Genomic DNA, 15,964 nt, shown 5'->3' on the forward strand with positions numbered 1-15,964 from the left:
GAGCCGGCCCCACGCGGGGCCTCTAGCCGATGACGGCCCCGAAGATCCACCCCAGCACGTAGGTGACGGCCGCCGCGCCGAAGCCGATGAGGAGCTGCCGCACGGCCCGCCAGAGCGGGGACGCCCCGGCCAACAGGCCTACGACGGCGCCCGTCCCCAGCAGCACCAAGCCCACCAGGACGGCGGCCACGACGAGCGCCGGGATCCCGACCATTCCGAACAGGAACGGCAGGATCGGCACGATGGCGCCCGAGGCGAAGAAGCAGAAGCTGCTGACCGCGGCCTGCCAGGCCGAGCCGATCGCCTCGTGTTCGTCGTCCGCGTCCGCCCGCTCGGGTTGGAGCGACAGGCTCGGGTCGCAGTCGCACGTGAAGTAGCCAAGGCGCTCGGCCGCTCGGTGCTCGGCCGCGGCCTGGCTCATGCCGCGCGCCTTGTACACGAGCACGAGTTCGTTCTGGTCGAGGTCGAGGGCGGGGGCCGCCGAGAGGGTCACCTGTGTGGGCCGCGACGCCGAGAGCAGCTCGCGCTGTGAACGCACGGAGATGTACTCGCCCGCCCCCATTGAGAGGGCTCCCGCGAGCAGGCCGGCCACGCCGGAGAGCAGCACGACGTGGCTCGAGACTCCCGAGGCAGCCATGCCGGTCACGAGGGAGAGGTTGCTGACGAGGCCGTCGTTGGCGCCGAACACCGCCGCCCGGAACGAGCCGGAGAGGCGCGTACGCCCTCGGACGGCGAGCCCACGCACGACCTCCTCGTGGATCCGCTCGTCGGCCGCCATGGCGGGAGTCGCGAACGGATCAGTCGAGTACGGCGACCGGCTTTCCGCGCGCTGCGCCATCGCGAGCACGAACACGGAACCGAAATGCCGGGCGAGGAAGCCGAGGAGCTGGCTGCGGAGGGATGGGCGGCGGGGCCTTCCGGCCTGATCGCCGAGCAGGGCGCTCCAGTGGGCCTCGTGCCGGCCTTCGGCATCGGCCAGTCCGAGCAGGATCTCGCGCTCCTCGCCCTCGCGGCGCTCAGCGAGGGAACGGTAGATCGAAGCCTCGGCCCGCTCGTCGGCGAGGTACTGCCGCCACCGACGGTAGTCCGCCGAGGTCGGGTGTTCGGGCTTGTGGTCGGCTTCCGAGGATCTCGTGGTCGGCATGGTGCTCCTGGGCTGGATGGCTCTTCTGCGGCCCCTTTGCCCATGACACTTTAGCCCGCATTTCCGCGGTTTTTCGGCCGGTCGGCCCTCGCTTGAGACTTCGGTGCGCCTCAAAGGTCACATCTCGTCAGGCTGCCCTGATCTCCTTCCGGAGTGCCGGTCCGGGCGAGTGATTCCCAGCAGGCATCGGGTGTTGTCCTATAAACTCGATCACCAAGCGCAGGCGGCGTTGGCCCCTGCCGGATCCCAGAGAGGCGACCCATGAAAGCCCTGCCGGTCGAACCGAGCAATGTCGCTATCGCGATCGGCTCCAGGATCCGCGCTGCCCGTGAAGCCCAGCGAATGACAATCGAGCAGGTGGCCGAGGCTGCTGGACTCTCGAAGGGTTTCCTCAGCCGGGTCGAGCGGGACGAGTCCTCGCCCAGCGTTTCCTCGCTCGTGACCCTCTGCCAGGTCCTCTCGCTCCCGATCGGGGAGCTCTTCGCGACGCCCGAGACCCACCTCACCCGTGCGGACGAGGCCCCACGCATCTCGCTCGGCGGCGAGGGCATCGTCGAGCGCCTGTTGACTGCCCGGTCCGAGCGGCGGCTCCAGATCATCCAGGCGGAGATCGAGCCGCGGGGCAAAGGGGAGTCGGAGCTCTATGCCGTCGACTGCGACGTCGACGTGCTCCACGTGGTGCGCGGCCGGATCGAGCTCGTCATGACGAACGACCGGTACGAGCTCTCCGCAGGAGACACCCTCACCTTCCCGGGCCGCGAGCCGCACTCGTGGGTCAACCCGACGGACAAGCCGACGACCGTCCTCTGGGTCCTGGTTCCGGCCGCGAGCCGCTAGCCTCTGGCCGCGTCCGGGCGCGTGCGAGCCGCGTCCGGCCTTGTTCGAAGCTGCGTCCGGGCTTGTGTGACCCGAGCCGGCGCTGGCGATGTTCGTCCAGCCCACTTCTCGGCCACCGCCCCGGCGCGTCCCCGAGACACGCCGGTGTGCGGCCGGTCGGGGAACAATACCCGGGCTGGAGGAACGTGCTCGGGGCGTTCGTCGCCCTCATCGCGTCGGCCGGCCCGTCAGTGCAGTCCTGACCTCCGCGACGAACCGTTCGGGGTCGGTCCAGATCTCCTCGGGGAGATAGCGAAGGCGGAGGTAGCCCTCAAGAATGGCCGAGTTGTCGCGGCGTCGGTCCCTCCGCACGGACGCCCGATCTGAGTGGTAGGCCACGCCGTCGATCTCAACGATGAGGAACCCGGCGATGAGGAAGTCGACCCGGCCCACACCTGGCACGAGGGCCTGCGGCACGACCTCGACCCCCAATTCGCCAGCTAGCTCAGCGAGCAGGAGGAAGGCCTCTGCTTCGGGGAGCGATTCCACCCGCGTGTCGACCAATCGTAGACGCCGCAGGGAAGTGCCGCATTTGCGCGCCGCGAGGTCCTGTTCGAGGAGTTCACGCCGTAGGCCGTACTGGCGCAGCGCTGAGGCGACGAGCGGCACGGCGGCGTTCACTGGAAGGCAGCGGAGGGCATGAAAGACGACGTCTTCGAGGGATGCGATCGGCAACGTGTGGTGGGGCGGGTAGCGTGCGCCACGGTGGACCGTGGGCTGCGACCTGAGGCTCCGGACGTCGGGCACATGGCCGTGCTCGCACGAAAGGTGCAGTCGGGGAGAGGGATTCCTCAACCATAGGCCGTACTCCTCGGCCGCGGACGCGCAGGTCAGGACGGCGTTGTGCATCAGGGCGGTCAGGAAGTCCTGGCGGCATTCGGGCAATGCGTAGAGTCCCCGCTTGGGCTTCCGCACCTGCGCCGCGAGGAGCCTGAGGTCGTGCTTGCTGAGCCCGGCCTCCCGGAGCGTCGAGGAGCGGGCGACGCCGCCGAGTGAGTGGAGGAGCTGAAGGGGATCCATCCCTCCAGCAGGCCACGGCGGAGCTGAACGGGTGGCTTGCCTCCGGCCCCTTGTGGACGACACGCCATTACCGGTGCTGTGGGGGAGGAATCGGTTCCGGCCGGTGCGGGCCGTCCTGCCCGTTTCTCGGGCTCGAGACCCTGTGTCCGCGCCGGACGCGCCGCCTCCCGACCGGTTGGGAACCGACAACCGGGCGGGACGGGCGGGCGGGCGGGACGGGCGGCGGCGGGACGGGCGGCGGCGGACGGGCGGCGGCGGGACGGGCGGGACGGACGGCGGCGGGCCGGGCGGGACGGGCGGTGGCGGGACGGGCGGGGCGGCGGCGGGACGGGCGGCCCGGGCGGCGAACGGTGCCCCGGTATGGCCAGCCGCGCCGGGTGCCGGTCAGCCCACGTGCACCCAGGGGCGCTCGGTCAGGCGCGGCTCTGCCTCTCGCAGCACCTCGCGTGTCACGGGAGCGATCTCGCCGACGCCGAAGAACACGAACTTCGTGAGGTTCATGACCGGGTTGCCCTCGGTCCACCGGAAGTAGATGTGCGGCATGAGCCCGGTGACGTTCCGCAGGTGCAGCAGGATCGCGGCGAGGGTGTTGGGCACGTTGTTGGAGTGCACCTCGAGCACCTTGAAGCCGTGGCGCTTGATGCCGCGGACGTCGAGCTCCTGCTCGAACTCGGAACTGTCGTCGACCACGACCTCGATGAACAGGACGTCGGCGTCCACGGGCAGGTGGTTCGCGGCCCCGGCATGCGCGAGCTTGGACCGGTACCGATCGGCGTCGAGGCATTTCGGCTCGTGGGCGATGAGCCGGATGGGGCCCTGGTCCACCTCGGCGAGGAACTCGAGCGCCTGCTCGTCGAGCCGCACGAGGGTGGCCCGCAGTTCGAAGGAGCGGCGCACGCGCGAGGCGAAGCTCACGACGATGATCCCGAGGATGAACAGCGCCGCGATGCGGATGCCGTCGGGACGTTCGAGGACGTTCGCGATGGTGGTGTAGGCGAACACGCCGCTCACGGCACCGAAGAACCACGTGAGCCGCTTCTGCTTCTTGCGCCGCGCGGAGAGGGTCACGGCGATGGCCGCGGAGGTCATCAGGACGAGGACGCCGGTGGCGTAGGCGCCGCCCTGCGCGTCGACGTTGGCCTCGAAGATCCACGTGATGAGGAAGCCGATCGCCGTGAAGACGAGCGTGAGCGGGCGGACGGCCCGGGTCCACGCGGGTGCCATGCCGTAGCGGGGGAGGTACCGGGGGACGAGGTTGAGCAGGCCGGCCATGGCGGAGGCCCCTGCGAACCAGAGGATGGCGATGGTCGAGATGTCGTACACGGTCCCGAAGCCGTTGCCCATGTACTGGTGCGCGAGGAACGCGAGGGCGCGCCCGTCTGCCTTTCCACCGGGCTGGAACTCCTGCTCGGGGATGAGCAGGATGGTCACGAAGCTCGAGGTGATGAGGAAGGCCGACATGATGACGGCTGCCGTCGTCAGGAGGCGATGGGTGCCGCGGATGCGCCCCTTGGGGTCTGCCTCCGTATCGTCCGGCCTGCCCTTGATCTGAGGCATGACGGCGACGCCCGTCTCGAAGCCGGAGAGGCCGAGGGCCAGCTTCGGGAAGACGATGAGCGCGATTCCGACCATGACGAGCGGGTTGCTGTGCTGCGTCGTGAGGGCGGACCACCAGTTGCCGACCGCGACACCGTCGGTGAACAGGTGCGTGATCGCGACGCAGATGACGATCGCGTTGAGCACGAGGTACAGCCCCACGAGCACGACGGCGACGTTGATCGCCTCGCGGAAGCCCCTGAGGAACACGACGCCGAGGAGCGCGATGAGCACGAGGGTGATGATGATCTGCTGCCCGTGGAGGAATTCCGGCGCAAAGGGGTTCTCGATGAGGTGGGCGCTCGCGTCGGCGGCGGAGAGCGTCATGGTGATCATGAAGTCGGTCGCGGCGAAGCCGAGGAGCGCGAGGACGAAGAGCTTGCCGCCCCACCGGGGCAGGAGGCGTTCGAGCATCGCGATGGAGCCTTCGCCCTTGTGGCTCTCCCTCGCGACCCGCCGGTACACGGGGAGGGCGCCGACGAGGGTGACGGCGACGAGGATCACGGTCGCCATGGGCGCGAGCAGCCCCGCCGCGACGGCGGCGATGGCCGGCTGGTAGCCGAGGGTCGAGAAGTAGTCGACGCCGGTGAGGCACATGACCTTCCACCACGAGGACGGCCTGTGCTCGTCCTTGGGGACGCCGTGCGGCCCGGGGTGGTGGCCTGAGGCTTCCGGCATTCCCTCGAGGAGCCAAGCGCGGAACCCGCCGGCGGTGCGCGTTTCGCGCTCCGATGGTTCGGCCGGCGGCCTTGTCAGTGTTGTCATGTCTCCTGCTTCTTCCGGATGTCCTCTGGGACACTAGGGCCGGGTCACGGCCGGGAAGGGAGCCTTTACGCATCCTTAACTGCCGATGTCGCGCGTCTCACAGTGCTGGGGAGGTTTGAACCGATAGGGGAGCGTCGCCGTCGTACGTCCCGAAGGAAACAAGTGGTGCATGAAAGGCAACTCTGCTGTAGTGTGAATCACAACGGCAAGAACTCTGGAGGTACCCCTTGGAAGAGCTGCGCATCGAGGACAACGGTCGGATCGGACCGATCGACTCGTCCCGCATCCCCCGCTACGCCGGCGCCGCGACGTTCGCCCGGCTTCCGCGCCTCGACCAGGTCGAGCGCGCCGATGTCGCGATCGTGGGCGTCCCCTTCGACAGCGGCGTCTCCTACCGGCCCGGCGCGCGTTTCGGCGCCACCTACGTGCGCGAGGCGAGCCGCCTCCTCCGCCCGTACAACCCGGCCCTCGACCTGTCTCCCTTCGCCGAGGCGCAGGTCGCCGATGCGGGGGACATGGCCGTGAACCCGTTCAACATCAACGCGGCGATCGAGTCCATCCAGCAGGACGCCCTCGACCTCACGGCCGACGGCGCCCGCCTCCTCACGATCGGCGGCGACCACACGATCGCGCTCCCGCTGCTCCGCGCGGCGGCCGAGCGGGCCGGCGCCCCCGTTGCCCTCCTCCACTTCGACGCGCACCTCGACACGTGGGACACCTACTTCGGCGCCGAGTACACGCACGGCACCCCGTTCCGCAGGGCCGTGGAGGAGGGGATCCTGGACACGGACGCCCTGAGCCACGTGGGAACCCGCGGACCGCTCTATGGCAAGCGCGACCTCGAGGATGACCGGCGCTTCGGCTTCGGCATCGTGACCTCGTCCGACGTCTACTACCAGGGCGTCCGCGAGGTCGTCGCGAAGCTCCGCGACCGCATCGGCGACCGGCCGCTGTACGTCTCGGTCGACATCGACGTCCTCGACCCGGCCCACGCACCGGGCACCGGGACGCCCGAGGCCGGCGGCATCACGAGCCGCGAACTCCTCGAGGTCCTCCGCGGGCTGCGCGGGCTCAACCTCGTCGGGGCCGACGTCGTCGAGGTCGCCCCGGCCTACGACCACGCCGAGATCACGGGGGTTGCCGCGAGCCACGTCGCCTACGACCTCGTCTCCCTCATGAGCGAGCTGCCGAAGGCAGGGGGCGGCGCCGAGCGCGCTGGGCAGGCAGGCCAGCGCACGACGGCGGGTGCCCAGTGAGCGCAGGAACGGCGGCCGAGCAGCGGGAGCAGTACCGCAACGGCGGCGACCTCGTCGTCGAGACGCTTGAGGCCCTCGGCGCGAAGACCGTGTTCGGCATCCCGGGCCAGCATGCGCTCGGCCTGTTCGACGCCATGGGCCGGGGGAGCCTCAAGTTCGTCTCGAGCCGCGTCGAGAACAACTCGGCGTTCGCCGCCGACGGCTACTCCCGCGCGACCGGCGAGGTCGGCGTCCTCTTCCTCTCCACAGGCCCCGGGGCGCTCACGTCGCTGGCCGGCCTTCAGGAGGCGTACGCGACGGGCGTTCCGATGGTCGTGATCGCGAGCCAGATACCGCTCGAGGGCCTCGGCGCCCGGCGCAAGGGCATGCTCCACCAGCTGGACGACCAGAAGGCCTCGGCCGCGAACGTGACCAAGAGCCAGCGCCTCATCCAGCATGCCTCGGGCATCCCGTCGGCGATCCAGGACGCGTGGACCGACGCGATCTCCTCGCCTCAGGGTCCGGTGTGGGTGGAGATCCCGCAGAACGTCCTGCTCGACCCGATCGTGGTCCCGCCCGTCGAGGACGCCCTCGCGGTGGCCGCGGACAACCCGCCGCGCGTCGAGCTCGTGCGCGAGGCCGTGAAGTGGCTCGCGGCAGCCGAGCGACCGGCGATCATCGCGGGTGGCGGAACCCGGCGCGGCCACGCCGAGAAGTCTCTGCTCGAGATCGCCGAGCGGCTCCGCGCCCCTGTCATCTGCACTCCGGGCGGCAACGGTGCGTTCCCCTGGACGCACCCGCTCTCGCTGCAGTCGTGGGTCGAGGACCGGCACATGACCGACGTGCTCGAGGACGCCGACGTGCTCGTCGTCGTCGGCTCCTCGCTCGGCGAGGTAACGTCGAACTACTTCACGTTCGAGCCCCGCGGACGCATCATCCAGATCGACGCCGAGCCCCGCGTCCTCGAGTCGAACCGCCCCGGCCTCGGTATCCGCGCGGACGCCGGCCAGGCCCTTGCGGCTCTGAACACGGCGCTCGACGCCGCCCTCGAGCGGACCGGCGGGCGGGCGCCCGAGCCGGACTGGCACGGGAAGGCGCCGGAACAGCTCGTCGCGGATTCGCTCGCGGCCGTCCGGGCGCGCCTCGAATCCCAGGATCTCGGCAAGGAGCTCCGCTTCATGGCGGACGTGCGGGCCGCGGTGCCGGACGACATGCAGACCTTCTGGGACATGACGATCGCCGCCTACTGGGGGTGGAGCTGCTGGGACGCCCGGCAGGGCCAGTTCCACTCGGCCCAGGGCGCGGGCGGCCTCGGCTTCGGCTTCCCCTCCGCGATCGGCGGCGCGGTGGGCCTCGAGACCATCGGCCGGCCGTCGCGCGTGCTGGCGGTCTCGGGCGACGGTTCGGCAATGTACTCGATCAGCGAGCTCGCCACGGCGCGCCAGCACAACGTGCCCGTCACATGGCTCATCGTCGACGACGGCGGCTACGGCATCCTGCGCGAGTACATGATCGGCGCTTTCGGCAAGGCCACGGCCACCGAGCTCGCGCGGCCCGATTTCGTGAAGCTTGCCGAATCGTTCGGCGTGCCAGCGCGTAAGGTCGCGCCCGAGGACGTGCGGGGGGCGCTCGAGGAGGGCCTGGCCGCGGACGGGCCGAACGTCGTCGTCGTGGAGACGCAGCTCAGGATGTTCGCCCCGACGCACCTCGACGTGCATTAGCCCAGCGCCCCGACCCGCCAAGGGCCACGTCCCGCTCACCAGTGAGCGGGACGTGGCCCTTGGCGGTTAAGGGTGCGGCGCCGGGGCCGCATGGCCTTCATCACATAGTTTGCCTAAGCAACCTTTTCATTATATAGTTGCTACAAGCAATCAACCGAGGGAAGTGACCATGCCCGTCGAATCGCAGACAGCGCGAGACCTGATCCACAGCGTCTTCGACCTCCAGCGCGTCCTGCGGTGCCTCGTCCAGGAACGCAGGTCCGGGGACCTGGGGGCAGCCGAGGCGGGCGTGCTCCGCGTGATCGGCGAATTCGGCGGCCGCGCCGTCGACCTCGCGGAGAAGCTCAACGTGACGGCGCCGGTCCTGAGCCGGCAGATCAACGAGCTGCAGGAACGCGGACTCGTCGCGCGACGCCCCGACCCCGAGGATCGCCGGGCCCAGCTGCTCGAACTCACCGAGAGCGGGAGAGCCAAGCTCGCGGAGGTCGAGGATGCGCGGATCGCCGTGCTCCTCGAGATGCTCGCGGGCTGGGAGCAGTCCGACGCGGCCTCGTGCACGGACTCCATCCGGAGGCTCACCGACACAATCCGGCAGGCGGCCCACAAGCCCGCCGTCGCCCTCGCAACCGACCACGAACAGAAGGAGAATGCTCTTGCTGCCCGCTGACGCACCGGCACCGCAGATGACGCACCGACAGATCCTCGAGGCCCTCACAGGCCTCCTTGCCGCGTTCTTCACGGCGATCCTCTCGAGCACCATCGTCTCGAACGCCCTCCCGACCATCATGTCGGACCTCAAGGGCAACCAGACGGACTTCGCCTGGGTGATCACGGCTTCGCTCCTCGCGAGCGCCGTGACCGTCCCGATCTGGGGGAAGCTCGCTGACCTCTTCGACAAGAAGCTCCTGACCCAGCTCAACATCATCATCTTCGTGATCGGCTCAGTCGTGGCCGGCATCTCGCAGAGCATCCCCGAGATGATCGCCGCGCGCGTCGTCCAGGGCATCGGCATGGGCGGCCTCATGGCGCTCGCCCAGGCGATCATCGGCGCGATGATCCCGCCGCGCGAACGCGGCCGGTACTCGGGCTACATGGGCGCCGTCATGGCCGTCGGCACGGCCGGCGGCCCGCTCCTCGGCGGCTTCATCGTCGATTCGCCCCTCGGCTGGCGCTGGACCTTCTTCGTGTGCGTCCCGCTCGCCATCATCTCGCTCATCCTGATCCAGGTGACGCTCAAGCTGACCCACGTCCGCCGCCCCGCGAAGATCGACTGGCTCGGTGCCATCCTCCTGTCTGCCTCGGTCAGCACGCTCCTCGTGTGGGTCTCCTTCGCAGGCCAGGCGGGCTACTACGACTGGTGGTCCTGGCAGACGGCCGCGATGGTGGGCGGCGCGCTCGTCGGAGTCGTCTTGCTGATGCTGGTCGAGTCGAAGGTCGCGCAGCCGATCATCCCGCTCAAGATCCTCGCGAACCGCACGACCGCGCTCAGCGTCATCGCGTCGTCCGCCGTCGGCGTGTCGATGTATGCGTCCTCCTCGTTCCTGGGCCAGTACTTCCAGGTGGCCCGCGGCGCGACGCCGACCGAGGCAGGCCTCCTGACGCTCCCGATGATCGCCGGAAACTTCGTCGGCTCGGTCGCGAGCGGCCAGCTCATCTCGCGCTTCGGCAAGTGGAAGGCGTACCTCGTCACGGGTACCCTCCTCATCGCGAGCGGCATGGGGCTCCTCGGCACGATCGACCACACCACGAACCTCACGGTCACCGGCATCTTCTCGGCCCTGCTCGGACTCGGGCTCGGCATGACGATGCAGAACCTCGTGCTCGCGGTCCAGAACACGGTTCCGGTGGCGATCATCGGCACGGCCAGCTCAACGGTCGCGTTCTTCCGTTCCGTCTTCGGCGCAATCGGCGTCCTGGTCCTCGGCACGGTCCTCAACAACCGCTCGGCCGATCTCATCACCCAGGGCCTTGCGGCCAAGGGGATCAAGCTCCCCGCTGGTTCGACTGGCGGTGCGAGCCTCGACTTCAACGACATGCCCGCCCCGATTGCGAACATCGTCCGCAGCGCGTTCGGCGACGCGTCGGCACGCTCCTTCCTCATCGCGGGCATCATCGGCGTCGTCGCGTTCCTCGCGGTCCTCTTCATCAAGGAGGTCCCGCTGCGCCGCACCGTGGACATCGTCGACGCGTCCAAGGCCGTCGCCGGCGGCACACCCTCCGCCGCCGCGGCACCCGCCGTCGCCCGTCACGAGGCGGACGACGACGGTCCCACCGAGGCGAGCAGCTCGCCGTGGTCCGCTCCCGGCACTCTGCCGCCCATGCGCCGGGCGGCGATCCGAGCGGCGCTGGCTGGCTCGCAGGAGCTCGGCGACGGGTCGGAGCTCGAGAACGAGCTGCAGCTGCTCCTCGCCGAAGCCGACGAGCCCGCGGTGGCGGACGTCCAGCTCACGGACGCCGAGACCCTCGCCGCGCTCCAGGAGACGCAGCGCCTCCTCGCGGTCCAGCAGGCCAAGCTCGCGACGGTCATGTCCCGCATCGCGGACCAGCTTGCCGTCCAGCAGCAGCTCGCCGACCAGCAGAAGGCGACGGCTGAGCGGCAGGAGGAAACGGCGAAGGCCCTCGGCGGGATCAAGAAGGAGTTGGACGCCGAGCGGGAGCTCCAGAAGGAGGCCGCGCTCTACCTCGCGACCCGCGGGCGGCATAGCGCCAACTGAGCCCTTTTTGTTCTCAAACACGAATTCGAGAGGCTGCGGACGGATATCGTCCGCAGCCTCTCGAATTACTCCCTAGGGAGGATCCCCGGCGCTCCTGCTCGGGTCTAATCTGGACCTGCTCTGCGGAGTCTGCTCCATAAGAGCCGGCTCCCGCGGGCGCTGCCCATAAGCGGGCCCGACAGAAGGACACCGATGCTTGTCACCCTACTCAGGCGCTATGGCGCCCGCTATTGGCCGTCGATCCTCGCCGTGGCGGTCTTCCAGCTCGCGACAACCATCGCGACGCTCTACCTCCCGAGCCTTAACGCACAGATCATCGACCAAGGTGTGGCGAAGGGCGATCCCGGCTACATCTGGCAGCAGGGCGAGATCATGCTCGCCGTGGCGCTCGTGCAGGTCGTGACGGCGATCCTGGCCGTCTACTTCGGCTCGCGGACCGCCATGGCGTTCGGCCGCGACCTGCGCCAGGGCGTGTTCCGGAGGGTCGCCGCGTTCTCGTCCCAGGACGTCCAGCGCTTCGGGGCCCCGACCCTCATCACACGCGGGACCAACGACGTCCAGCAGGTCCAGATGGTCCTGCTCATGGGCCTGAACTTCATGGTCTCGACGCCCATCATGTGCGTCGGCGGGATCGTCATGGCGCTCCGCGAGGACGCCGGCCTCTCGTGGCTCGTCTGGGTCTCGGTCGGCGTGCTGTTCGCCGTCGTCGGGTTCCTCGTCTACCTCCTCATGCCCCTCTTCCGCGGGATGCAGGCCCGGATCGACGCGATCAACGGCGTCCTCCGCGAGCAGATCATCGGCATCCGCGTCGTCCGCGCCTTCGTGCGCGAGCGCTACGAGGAAGACCGCTTCGCGGAGGCGAACCAGGCCCTCACGGACGTCTCGCTCAAGGTCGGGCGGATCTTCGTCCTCATGTTCCCGATCATCATGCTGCTCCTGCAGGCAGCGACGGCCGCCGTCCTGTACTTCGGTGGCCACCGGGTCGACACGGGCGCCATGCAGGTCGGTTCCCTCACGGCCTTCATGCAGTACCTCCTTCAGATCCTCATGGCCGTCATGATGGGCACGTTCATGGCGATGATGATCCCTCGCGCGAGCGTGTGCGCCGACCGCATCGGCGAGGTGCTCGACGTCGAACCCTCCATGGCAGAGCCGGCCCAGCCCGTAGTGCCCGAGCGCAACGAGGGCGTCCTCGAGTTCCGGAACGTCTCGTTCGCGTACCCGGGGGCCGAGGCCCCGGTCCTGAGCGGAGTCACGTTCACGGCGCGTCCCGGCCACACCGTAGCCATCATCGGGTCGACGGGTGCCGGGAAGTCCACGCTCCTGAACCTCGTGCCGAGGCTCTACGACGTCGCGTCCGGAGAGGTCCTCCTCGACGGCGTCCCGGTCAACAGGATGGCCCACCACGACATCACGTCGAGGGTCGCGATGGTGCCGCAGCGGCCGTACCTCTTCTCCGGCACCATTGCGCACAACCTGCGCTTCGGCAAGGAGAACGCATCCGACGACGAGCTGTGGGATGCGCTGGGGGTCGCGCAGGCCGCCGACTTCGTCCGCGCGAAGCCGCACGGGCTCGAGTCGGGGATCTCCCAGGGCGGCACCAACGTGTCGGGAGGCCAGCGCCAGCGCCTGTGCATCGCGCGCGCACTGGTCTCGCAGCCCAAGGTCTACCTGTTCGACGATTCGTTCTCCGCTCTCGACGTCACGACGGACGCACGCCTGCGCCGCGCCCTCAAGGAGCGGACGCGGGACGCGACCCTCGTCATCGTCGCGCAGCGCGTCTCGACCATCGTCGACGCCGACGAGATCCTCGTGCTCGACAACGGCAAGATCGTCGACCGGGGAACGCACGAGGAACTGCTCGAGACGTCCCCGACGTACCAGGAGATCGTGCAGTCGCAGATCACAGCGGAAGAAGCCGAGAGCGTCGCTGGTGCCGGCGCGGGCACCGGAGCGGGAGCAGCGGGGGAGCAGGCATGAGCCACGAACAGATGGGCGCCGACCACAAGCGCCGGAACGACGGCGCTGACAAGGCACCGCCCGCGGGCGCCGTGAAGCAAGCGGTCGAGGAAGAGCTCGACGACGACCTCGACTCGCATGCGCACTCCCGCGAAGGCGGGGGCGGCGGTTTCGGTCAGCAGATGCCGATGAAGAAGGCGAAGAACTTCCGGGGGAGCGCCAAGCGGCTCCTGGGCCTCATTCGGCCCGAGTCCGGGTGGATGGTGGTGGTCGTCGCCTTCATCCTCGTCTCCGTGGTCCTCTCGGTCATCGCGCCGAAGATCCTTGGCAACGCCATGGACGTCATCTTCGCGGGCGTCATCGGCAAGCAGATGCCCGCGGGCGTCTCCAAGGACCAGATGATCGCTGGGCTGCGGTCGCAGGGGCAGGGCAACCTCGCCGACATGCTCGCGCCCATGAACCTCGTTCCGGGGCATGGCATCGACTTCAACCAGCTCACGTACCTCATCTCGGTCATCCTCGTCATGTACTTCGTGGCGAGCCTCTTCATGTGGGCGCAGGGCTTCATCCTCAACCGGGTCGTCATGAGGGTCGTCTACCGGCTGCGCCGGGACGTCGAGGCCAAGCTCAACCGGCTCCCGCTGGGCTACTTCGACACGCGGCAGCGCGGCGACCTGCTCTCCCGCGTCACGAACGACGTCGACAACGTGCAGCAGGCGCTCCAGCAGGCGTTCTCCCAGCTGCTGTCCTCGATCCTGCAGGTGCTCGGCATCATCGTGATGATGTTCGTCGTCTCGTGGGAGCTCGCCCTCATCGCCCTCATCGCGCTGCCGCTCTCCGCCGTCGTGACCGGCGTGATCGGTTCCCGCAGCCAGAAGATGTTCCAGGCGCAGTGGAAGAACACGGGCATCCTCAACGGCCATATCGAGGAGTCCTTCTCCGGCCACGAGCTCGCGATCCTGTTCGGCCGGCGCGACGACCTTGTTGCCGGCTTCGACGGCAAGAACGAGGAGCTCTACAAGGCATCCTTCAGCGCGCAGTTCGTCTCGGGGATGATGTTCCCGATCATGAACTGGATCAGCTACCTCGCCTACGTCGGGATCGCCGTCGTCGGCGGGCTGCGCGTGGCCTCGGGCCTCATGAGCCTCGGGGACGCGACCGCGTTCATCCAGTACTCGCGGCAGTTCACGCAGCCGCTCGGCCAGATCGCCGGAATGGCCAACATGCTCCAGTCCGGCGTCGCGTCCGCCGAGCGCGTGTTCGAGCTGCTGGACGCCGAGGAGCAGGAGCCCGAGACAGCGACGAACCATCTCCCGGCGGTCACGGACGGCCACGTCGACTTCGAGGACGTCTCGTTCTCGTACTCGGCGGACAAGCCGCTCATCGAGAACCTCTCCCTCACGGCCCATCCCGGGAACACCGTGGCGATCGTCGGCCCGACCGGCGCGGGCAAGACGACCCTCGTGAACCTCGTCATGCGGTTCTACGAGATCCAGGGCGGCCGGATCCTGCTCGACGGCGTGGACATCCGCGACCTGTCCCGGTCCGAGCTGCGCTCGAAGATCGGCATGGTCCTCCAGGACGCGTGGCTGTTCGGGGGGACGATCTACGACAACATCCGCTACGGCAACCTCGACGCGACCGAGGAAGAGGTCATGGCAGCCGCGAAGGCGACCTACGTGGACCGCTTCGTGCGCCTGCTCCCCGATGGCTACCAGACCGTCATCGACGAGGAGGGCACGAACATCGCCGCGGGCGAGAAGCAGCTCATCACCATCGCCCGCGCGTTCGTCGCGAATCCGTCCCTCCTCATCCTCGACGAGGCCACCTCCTCCGTCGACACGCGCACCGAGCTGCTCGTCCAGAAGGCCATGCGCGCGCTCCGGACCGACCGGACGTCGTTCGTGATCGCACACCGCCTCTCGACGATCCGCGATGCCGACACGATCCTCGTGATGGAGGACGGCAAGATCGTCGAGCAGGGCGACCACGAGGAACTCCTCGAGCGGCGGGGCGCATACCACCGGCTCTACATGAGCCAGTTTGCCGGCGGCATCGACCTCGAGGCCGAGGCTGCGGCCGCCACGGCGGGCCGGGCGGCGACGGTTGGGGCGATCGGCAACGGGAAGCCCGCCACCTAGCCCCACCGCCGCCTGACCGTTTCGGGTACAGCTAAGGTCGCCATCTCATCGTTTCGGGTACAGCTAAGGTCGCCATCTCATCGTTTCGGGTACAGCTAAGGTCGCCATCTGACCGTTTCGGGTACAGATGATCTGTACCCGAAACGGTCAGGAAGGCAGGGAACTGCCGAATGGCTGCGGCGGTGAATGAAGGTCCCTCCAAGGCTGGCAGACTGGCACTATGAGTGACGGATCGACTGAGAGGGCCGGCGCACCCGGCTGGCTTGTGCTTGTGTACCGGGTTCCCTCCGAGCCGACGCGGCACCGGGCGACGGTGTGGCGGCGGCTGCGTTCGATGGGCGCGGTCTACCTGCAGAACTCCGTGGCGGCGATGCCCGCCGGCAAGGCCTCCGAGCACGCCTTGCGGAAGCTCCGCCGGGAGATCCTGGACATGGAGGGCACGGCCTTGATCCTGAGCGCGGAGGCGCTCGCGGGCAACAGTGAAGTCCTCGCCCTGTTCCAGCAGGCACGGGATGCCGAGTACGAGGAGATCCTGGACAAGTGCGGCGACTTCCACGCCGGGCTGGAGAAGGAGTATGCGGCCTCGCACTTCACCTACGGGGAGCTGGAGGAGAACGAGGTGGAGCTGCTGAAGCTGCGCGGCTGGTTCGAGAAGGTGCAGGCTAGAGATGCCTTCGGTGCGCCGCTGCGGGAGAAGACGGAGGCGGCCCTTGCCGCGTGCGGCGAGGCGCTCGAGGCCTACGCCTCCCGGGTCTACGAGGAGGACGGCGGCGAAGCCTGACCGCACGGCAAC

General features: G+C 68.9%; 11 protein-coding genes. 8 read left to right on the forward strand and 3 right to left on the reverse strand.

What is annotated here, in order from left to right:
* Nucleotides 1-22: 22 nt before the first annotated feature.
* Nucleotides 23-1,144, reverse strand: coding sequence for a VIT1/CCC1 transporter family protein (locus tag E6A21_RS05360; RefSeq protein WP_138443127.1), 1,122 nt, complete (start codon nt 1,142-1,144; stop codon nt 23-25).
* Nucleotides 1,145-1,405: 261 nt separating this feature from the next.
* Between E6A21_RS05360 and E6A21_RS05365 the strand changes: the two genes are divergently transcribed.
* Nucleotides 1,406-1,981 carry a helix-turn-helix domain-containing protein gene (locus E6A21_RS05365; RefSeq protein WP_138443128.1) on the forward strand — a complete coding sequence of 192 codons (576 nt, stop codon included), beginning with the start codon at nt 1,406-1,408 and terminating at the stop codon, nt 1,979-1,981.
* Nucleotides 1,982-2,188: 207 nt separating this feature from the next.
* Here E6A21_RS05365 and E6A21_RS05370 read toward each other — a convergent pair whose 3' ends face one another.
* Entirely contained in the window at nt 2,189-3,040 is an 852-nt protein-coding gene (locus E6A21_RS05370) for a DUF559 domain-containing protein (protein ID WP_138443129.1), read from the reverse strand.
* 384 nt (nt 3,041-3,424) lie between these two features.
* Nucleotides 3,425-5,401 (reverse strand): APC family permease, encoded by a 1,977-nt coding sequence (locus E6A21_RS05375; protein WP_138443130.1) that lies wholly within the window; start codon nt 5,399-5,401, stop codon nt 3,425-3,427.
* A 227-nt stretch (nt 5,402-5,628) separates the two neighbouring features.
* On the opposite strand from E6A21_RS05375, the gene speB reads away from it, so the two are divergent.
* The 7 genes from speB (at nt 5,629) to E6A21_RS05410 (ending at nt 15,952) form a co-directional block, all read left to right on the forward strand.
* Nucleotides 5,629-6,657, forward strand: a complete 1,029-nt coding sequence (gene speB / locus E6A21_RS05380) for an agmatinase (protein WP_138443131.1) — start codon at nt 5,629-5,631, stop codon at nt 6,655-6,657.
* Nucleotides 6,654-8,357 carry a thiamine pyrophosphate-binding protein gene (locus E6A21_RS05385; RefSeq protein WP_138443132.1) on the forward strand — a complete coding sequence of 568 codons (1,704 nt, stop codon included), beginning with the start codon at nt 6,654-6,656 and terminating at the stop codon, nt 8,355-8,357. Before speB ends, E6A21_RS05385 begins: the two co-directional genes overlap by 4 nt.
* A 169-nt stretch (nt 8,358-8,526) precedes the next feature.
* The gene (locus tag E6A21_RS05390) at nt 8,527-9,024 is read left to right on the forward strand and encodes a MarR family winged helix-turn-helix transcriptional regulator (RefSeq protein ID WP_138443133.1); all 498 of its coding nucleotides are present in this window, start codon (nt 8,527-8,529) and stop codon (nt 9,022-9,024) included.
* Nucleotides 9,005-11,071 (forward strand): MDR family MFS transporter, encoded by a 2,067-nt coding sequence (locus E6A21_RS05395; protein ID WP_425471520.1) that lies wholly within the window; start codon nt 9,005-9,007, stop codon nt 11,069-11,071. The genes E6A21_RS05390 and E6A21_RS05395 overlap by 20 nt, the downstream gene beginning before the upstream one ends.
* 192 nt (nt 11,072-11,263) lie before the next feature.
* Entirely contained in the window at nt 11,264-13,051 is a 1,788-nt protein-coding gene (locus E6A21_RS05400; protein WP_138443134.1) for an ABC transporter ATP-binding protein, read from the forward strand.
* Between the two features lie 161 nt (nt 13,052-13,212).
* Complete coding sequence (locus tag E6A21_RS05405) at nt 13,213-15,171, forward strand: ABC transporter ATP-binding protein (protein WP_246036238.1); 1,959 nt, start codon at nt 13,213-13,215, stop codon at nt 15,169-15,171.
* A gap of 220 nt (nt 15,172-15,391) precedes the next feature.
* On the forward strand, nt 15,392-15,952 hold the full coding sequence (locus E6A21_RS05410; protein ID WP_138443135.1) for a Chromate resistance protein ChrB: 561 nt from the start codon (nt 15,392-15,394) through the stop codon (nt 15,950-15,952).
* The last annotated feature ends 12 nt before the right edge of the window (nt 15,953-15,964 follow it).

The organism is Sinomonas susongensis, from assembly GCF_005877005.1.
In the GTDB taxonomy this organism is placed as follows: domain Bacteria; phylum Actinomycetota; class Actinomycetes; order Actinomycetales; family Micrococcaceae; genus Sinomonas; species Sinomonas susongensis.

Excerpts from the sequence above, each read along its gene's own strand:
- E6A21_RS05390 (WP_138443133.1), top strand. The coding sequence starts at position 8,527 with ATGCCCGTCGAATCGCAGACAGCGCGAGACCTGATCCACAGCGTCTTC.
- E6A21_RS05375 (WP_138443130.1), bottom strand. The coding sequence starts at position 5,401 with ATGACAACACTGACAAGGCCGCCGGCCGAACCATCGGAGCGCGAAACG.
- E6A21_RS05395 (WP_425471520.1), top strand. The coding sequence starts at position 9,005 with ATGCTCTTGCTGCCCGCTGACGCACCGGCACCGCAGATGACGCACCGA.
- E6A21_RS05365 (WP_138443128.1), top strand. The coding sequence starts at position 1,406 with ATGAAAGCCCTGCCGGTCGAACCGAGCAATGTCGCTATCGCGATCGGC.
- E6A21_RS05360 (WP_138443127.1), bottom strand. The coding sequence starts at position 1,144 with ATGCCGACCACGAGATCCTCGGAAGCCGACCACAAGCCCGAACACCCG.
- E6A21_RS05410 (WP_138443135.1), top strand. The coding sequence starts at position 15,392 with ATGAGTGACGGATCGACTGAGAGGGCCGGCGCACCCGGCTGGCTTGTG.
- E6A21_RS05370 (WP_138443129.1), bottom strand. The coding sequence starts at position 3,040 with ATGGATCCCCTTCAGCTCCTCCACTCACTCGGCGGCGTCGCCCGCTCC.
- E6A21_RS05405 (WP_246036238.1), top strand. The coding sequence starts at position 13,213 with ATGCCGATGAAGAAGGCGAAGAACTTCCGGGGGAGCGCCAAGCGGCTC.
- E6A21_RS05400 (WP_138443134.1), top strand. The coding sequence starts at position 11,264 with ATGCTTGTCACCCTACTCAGGCGCTATGGCGCCCGCTATTGGCCGTCG.